This window comes from Microbacterium sp. Bi128, from assembly GCF_918698205.1.
In genome coordinates this window covers 1-6402 of the sequence record NZ_CAKKMM010000228.1, presented here as the reverse complement: position 1 = coordinate 6402, position 6402 = coordinate 1, and the positions used below count along the sequence as shown (strand labels likewise).

Here is a 6402-nt window from a genome sequence, read left to right as displayed (position 1 = left end):
CCCCCAGCGGCGCCGCCGCTACCAGCAGGCCCGCGGCAAGGGCGGCCTGGTGCGGGTCTCCTGGCAGGAGGCGATCGAAATCGCCGCCGCTGCGCACGTGAACACCATCAAGGCCTACGGCCCGGACCGCTGCGCCGGCTTCTCGCCCATCCCGGCGATGTCCATGGTCTCGCACGCCGTGGGGACCCGCTTCATCCAGCTGATCGGCGGGGTGATGACGTCCTTCTACGACTGGTACGCCGACCTCCCCGTGGCCAGCCCGCAGGTGTTCGGCGACCAGACCGACGTCCCGGAATCGGGGGACTGGTGGGACGCCCGGTATCTGATGATGTGGGGCTCCAACGTCCCCGTCACCCGCACCCCGGACGCGCACTGGATGGCCGAGGTGCGGTACCGCGGCACCAAGGTGGTCACGGTCAGCCCGGACTATGCGGACAACACGAAGTTCGCCGACGAATGGCTCCCCGCGCAGGCCGGAACCGACGCCGCGCTGGCCATGGCGATGGGGCACGTCATGCTCAAGGAATTCTTCGTCGACCGTGAGGTGCCGTTCTTCGCCGACTACGTCCGCCAGTACACCGACCTGCCGTTCCTGGTCCGTCTCGAGCGGCGCGACGACGGCTCCCTCACCCCGGCCAAGTTCCTCACCGCCAAGGACCTTCCCGCCGAGTCGCTGACCGAGGACGCGGCGTTCCGCACCGTCCTGTTCGACAAGAAGACCGGGCTGCCGGCGGTCCCCAACGGCTCGATGGGCTTCCGCTACTCAGAGAGCGGCGAGGGCAAATGGAACCTGGATCTCGGAGCGATCGAACCGGCGCTGTCCCTCCGGGAAGTGTCAATGGAAAGCGCCGAGATCCTGCTGCCGTGCTTCGAGGACGCCGGCGGGGACGGCAGCGTGCTCCGCCGCGGCGTGCCCGTCCTGGCGGTGGAAGGCCAGCTGGTCACCACCGTCTTCGACCTCATGCTGGCCCAGTACGGGGTCGGCCGCGACGGGCTTCCGGGGGACTGGGCCGCCGGCTACCAGGACGCAGCGACACCCTACACGCCGGCCTGGCAGGAGGAGATCACCTCCGTCCCGGCGCAGGCCTGCATCCGGGTGGCCCGCGAATTCGCCCGCAACGCCGAACAGTCCAAGGGCCGGTCCATGATCATCATGGGCGCCGGGATCTGCCAGTGGTTCCACGGCGACACCACCTACCGGGCGGTGCTGGCCCTGGTGATGCTGACCGGCTGCATGGGCCGCAACGGCGGCGGCTGGGCGCACTACGTCGGCCAGGAAAAGACCCGGCCGGTCACCGGCTGGCTGTCGCTGGCCAACGCCCTTGACTGGTCCCGGCCGCCGCGGACCATGATCGGCACCGGCTACTGGTACATGCACACGGACCAGTGGCGGCAGGACGGCTACTGCGCGGATGCGCTGAAGTCCCCGCTCTCCACCGGGGCCCTGGACGGCATGCACACCGCGGATGCCCTCGCCCAGTCCGCCCGGCTCGGCTGGATGCCGTTTTACCCGCAGTTCGACCGGAACCCGCTGGACCTCGCGGACGAAGCCGGGGCGGCCGTCGCCGCCGGCACCGCTACGGACGCCGCCGGCTACATCGCCGATGCCCTGAAGAGCCGCACCCTGAACCCGGCGATCGAGGACGTGGACGCCCCGGAAAACTGGCCTCGGACCCTCGTGCTGTGGCGCTCCAACCTGTTCGGCTCATCGGCCAAGGGCAACGAGTACTTCCTGCGGAACCTGCTGGGAACCCACAACAATGTCCTGGGCCAGGACCATGCCGAGGGGCTCAAGCCCTTCCACACCCTGACCGGCCGGATGCACTTCTTCCTGGACCACGACTGGATCCGGGACATCGGCGAGGCGCTGCCGATCTACCGGCCGCCGCTGGACATGCACCGGCTCTTCGGCGAACCCAGGCTCGGCCAGGACGGGTCTATGGAGGTGGTGGTCCGCTACCTGACCCCACATTCCAAATGGTCCATCCACTCCGAATACCAGGACAACCTGCTGATGCTCTCGCTGTCCCGCGGCGGGCCCACGGTCTGGATGAGCCCCGCCGACGCGGCGGCCATCGAGGTCAAGGACAACGACTGGGTGGAGTGCCTGAACATCAACGGCGTCCTGGTGGCCCGGGCGATCGTCAGCCACCGGATGCCGGCCGGTGTGGTCTACGTCCACCACGCGCAGGAACGCACCATCGACGTGCCGAAGTCCGAGGCCACCGGGAGGCGCGGCGGCATCCACAACTCCGTGACCCGGCTGCTGGTCAAGCCCTCGCACCTGATCGGCGGCTACGCCCAGCTCGCCTACGCGTTCAACTACCTTGGCCCCACCGGAAACCAGCGCGACATGGTGGCCACCGTCCGGCGTCGTTCCCAGGAGGTGCAGTACTGATGCGTGTCATGGCCCAAATGGGCATGGTCATGAACCTGGACAAATGCATCGGCTGCCACACCTGTTCCGTAACCTGCAAGCAGGCCTGGACCAACCGTGCCGGCACCGAATACGTCTGGTTCAACAACGTCGAAACCCGGCCCGGGCAGGGCTATCCGCGCCGCTATGAGGACCAGGAGAAGTGGCACGGAGGCTGGGCGCTGAACAAGCACGGGAAGCTGGTGCTCAAGGCGGGCGGCCGGGTCAAGAAGCTCTTCGGGATCTTCGCCAGCCCGGTCCAGCCCGAGCTCAAGGACTACTACGAACCATGGACCTACGACTACAAGACCCTCGTTGACGCGCCGCTGGGCGACGACTTCCCGGTGGCCCGGCCCAAGTCCCTGATCACCGGGGAGGACACCAAGATCACCTGGTCCGCGAACTGGGACGATGACCTCGGCGGCTCCGCCGAGAACGGCCACCTGGACCCGATCGTGGAGAAGGTCCGGCGGGAATCCGAGGACAAGATCAAGTTCGCGTACGAACAAACCTTCATGTTCTACCTGCCGCGGATCTGCGAGCACTGTCTGAACCCGTCCTGCATGGCCTCCTGCCCCTCCGGGGCGATCTACAAGCGGGTGGAGGACGGGATTGTGCTGGTGGACCAGGACAAATGCCGCGGCTGGCGCCAGTGCGTCACCGGCTGCCCCTACAAAAAGATCTACTTCAACCACAAGACCGGCAAAGCCGAGAAGTGCACCTTCTGCTACCCGCGCGTGGAGGTGGGGCTCCCGACCGTCTGCTCGGAAACCTGCGTGGGCCGGCTGCGGTACCTGGGGCTGTTCCTGTACGACGCCGACGCCGTCACCGGCGCGGCCGCCGTCACGGACCCCCGGGAACTCTACGACGCCCAGATGGACGTGCTGCTGGACCCGAACGACCCCGCCGTCCAGGCCGAGGCCCGGGCCCAGGGCATCCCCGAAGACTGGATCGACGCCGCCGGGCGCTCGCCGGTCTACGCCCTCGCCAAGGTCTACAAGGTGGCGCTGCCGCTGCACCCGGAATACCGGACCATGCCGATGGTCTGGTACGTGCCGCCGCTCTCACCCGTGGTGGACCTGCTGCGCGACCAGGGCCACGACGGCGAGGACACCGGCAACCTTTTCGGCGCCATCGACGCGCTGCGCATCCCGGTGGAATACCTCGCTGAACTCTTCACCGCCGGCGACGCGGACCGGGTGACGGCGGTGCTGAAGAAGCTGGCGGCGATGCGCTCCTTCATGCGCGGCATCAGCCTCGGCGAGGACCCGGACGACGCCATCCCGGAGGCCGTGGGGATGGACAGCCAGAGCATGTACGAGATGTACCGGCTGATGGCGATCGCGAAATACGAGGAGCGCTACGTCATCCCGAAGGCCCACGTGGAGCAGGCCCACGACCTCGAGGAAATGGGCTGTTCGCTCGACTTCGAGGGCGGCCCGGGCATGCAGGATACCGCCCACTTCGGCGAAGCCAGCGGCCGGCCCGTCCCCGTGGCGGTGGAAACCTTCAACGCCCTCCGGGACCGGCAGACCTCCGGCTCCGCGCCCGGCGAAACCACCCTGCGCGGCAGGGTGAACCTTCTGAACTGGGACGGCACCGGAGCGCCCTCCGGGCTTTTTCCGGAAAAGGCGTTGCTTCCGGAAAAACCGCCTCCGGAGAAACCGCCGCCGCCGAAACCGGCGGGCCCCGCGGAATCCCCTCCGGCGGGGGAGCAGCCATGACCCGCCGCCAGCAGGTCCTCTACCTCGCCGCGGCCTGGTGCCTGTCCTACCCTGACGAAGAACTGACCGGCCGGGTCCCGCTGATGCGGGCCGCGTTGGCCGAGTTCCCCGGCGCCACGGCGGACTTCGTGGCGGTCCTGGACCAGCTGGAGTCCACGCCGCCGATCCAGCTCCAGTCCCAATACGTGCGCGAGTTCGACCTCGGAAAGCGCCACGCCCTGCACCTGTCCTACTGGACTGACGGGGACACCCGGCGCCGCGGCGAAGTTCTGGGCAACTTCAAGAAGACCTACCGGCAAAGCGACACCCTGGTGGACACCCACGGCGAACTGCCCGACTACCTCCCGATGGTCCTCGAATACGCCGCGCTGGTGGACCTCGAGGCCGGCCGCGAGCTGCTGACGCGCTTCCGGGCGAGCCTGGAGATGCTCCGCTTCGGGCTGCTCCGGGACCAGCTGCCGCACGCCCGGATCCTGCAGGCCGTCTGCGCCACGCTGCCCGGCAAATCCCCGGCGGACGAGCAGGCCGTCATGCGGATGGCCGGCTACGGCCCGCCCACGGAGGCCGTGGGCCTGGACCCGTACGATCCGCGCCTGCTGCCCGTGAAGGGGGCCTGAGCATGCTGGCATTCGAAGCGGAACCCGGATCCGCCGTCGGACTCACCGCACTGGACATCGTGCTGTGGGGCGTGCTGCCGTACGTCATGGTGGTGGTTTTGGTCGGCGGACTTCTCTGGCGCTACAAGTACGACCAGTTCGGCTGGACCACGAGGTCTTCCCAGCTCTATGAGTCCAGGCTGTTGAGGATTGCGTCCCCGTTGTTTCACTTTGGCCTGCTCGCCGTGATCGCCGGTCACTTCTTCGGCCTGGTCATTCCGATGGCGTGGACCCAGGCGGCCGGGATGAGCCAGGAGTTCTACCATTTCAACGCCCTGCTGGTCGGCGGGATCGCCGGGGTCGGAACGCTGGGCGGGATCCTCCTGCTGATCTACCGCCGCCGGACCACCGGGCCGGTCTTCATGGCCACCACCGGCAATGACAAGACCATGTACGTGGTGCTCACCGCGGCCATCGTGTTCGGGCTGTGGACCACCTTGGCGAGTGTCTTCGAGGGCGAGCACGGGCACAATTACCGCGAGACCGTGGCCCCGTGGTTCCGCTCGCTGTTCATCTTCCAGCCCGACATCGCGGCGATGGCCGCGGCCCCGTTCTCCTTCCACCTGCACACCCTGGTAGGCATGGCGCTGTTCGTGATCTGGCCGTTCACGCGCCTGGTCCACGCCTTCACGGCCCCGTTCCACTACCTCTTCCGCCCCTACATCGTCTACCGCTCCCGGGATCGGGACACCGGCGGCGCCGGGGCCAAAGGCACAGCCGGCGCTGCCGGCGCCCGGAGCTCCACGGCCGGCGCCCGGCGGGGCTGGTCCGCCGTCGGAACCCGGGACCGGGACACCAGGAACCGGTGACCCGGTGCCATCGCTGAAGCTGCTTTGCTGAACCGCTTTGCTGAACCGCTTTGCTGAACCAGGAAGGAGACCACCGTGGCCGGAGCAGTGTCCCCGCCCGTCGCCGCCCCTGCGGGCCGGGCGCTCAATCTGACGCTCGCCACCTCGACCTCCGTGGTGTGCTTCTGGGCCTGGAACTCCATCGCCACACTGAGCGCGTTCTACACCCAGCATCTGCACCTCAATCCGGCCACCACCGGTGTGCTCGTGGCCATGCCCGTCTTCGTCGGCTCGCTGGGGCGGATCGTCGTCGGCGCCTTGACGGACAAGTACGGCGGCCGCGCCATGTTCACTTTTGTCCTGCTGGCCTCCATCGTCCCGATCCTGCTGGTGGCCGTCGGCGGCAGCCTCGACTCCTTCGCCCTGGTGCTGGCTGCCGGCGTGCTGCTGGGGGTCGCCGGAACCGTCTTCGCCGTCGGGATCCCCTTTGTCAGCGCTTGGTACGAGCCCGCCCGGCGGGGTTTCGCCACCGGCGTCTTCGGCGCGGGCATGGGCGGAACGGCCCTGGCCGCTTTCCTGAACCCCCGGCTTGTCGCCGCCATCGGCTACGTTCCCACCCACCTGCTGATCGCCGCGATTCTGGCGGTCATGGCCGCCATCATCTGGTTCCGCTTGAAGGAGGCGCCGGGCTGGACCCGCAGCAACGCGCCCGTGATGCCCAAGCTGATCGACGCCGCGAAGACCCCGGTCACGTGGAAGCTGTGCTTCCTCTACGCAGTCCTCTTCGGTGGCTTCGTTTCCTTCGCCACGTATCTGCC

General features: G+C 68.2%; 5 protein-coding genes. All 5 read left to right on the top strand.

The window, feature by feature from the left end:
- The coding region (locus LQV45_RS15450) for a molybdopterin-dependent oxidoreductase (protein WP_230007797.1) at nt 1–2398 on the top strand (2398 nt) is incomplete at its 5' end.
- A complete protein-coding gene (gene narH / locus LQV45_RS15445) occupies nt 2398–4140 on the top strand; it encodes a nitrate reductase subunit beta (RefSeq protein WP_230007796.1) in 1743 nt (580 codons plus the stop codon). The genes LQV45_RS15450 and narH, both read left to right, overlap by 1 nt.
- Nucleotides 4137–4757 carry a nitrate reductase molybdenum cofactor assembly chaperone gene (gene narJ / locus LQV45_RS15440; RefSeq protein WP_230007795.1) on the top strand — a complete coding sequence of 207 codons (621 nt, stop codon included), beginning with the start codon at nt 4137–4139 and terminating at the stop codon, nt 4755–4757. Before narH ends, narJ begins: the two co-directional genes overlap by 4 nt.
- Nucleotides 4758–4759: 2 nt before the next feature.
- Complete coding sequence (gene narI, locus LQV45_RS15435) at nt 4760–5605, top strand: respiratory nitrate reductase subunit gamma (protein ID WP_230007794.1); 846 nt, start codon at nt 4760–4762, stop codon at nt 5603–5605.
- A 75-nt stretch (nt 5606–5680) separates the two neighbouring features.
- On the top strand, nt 5681–6402 hold a 722-nt coding region (locus tag LQV45_RS15430), incomplete at its 3' end, for an MFS transporter (protein ID WP_230007793.1).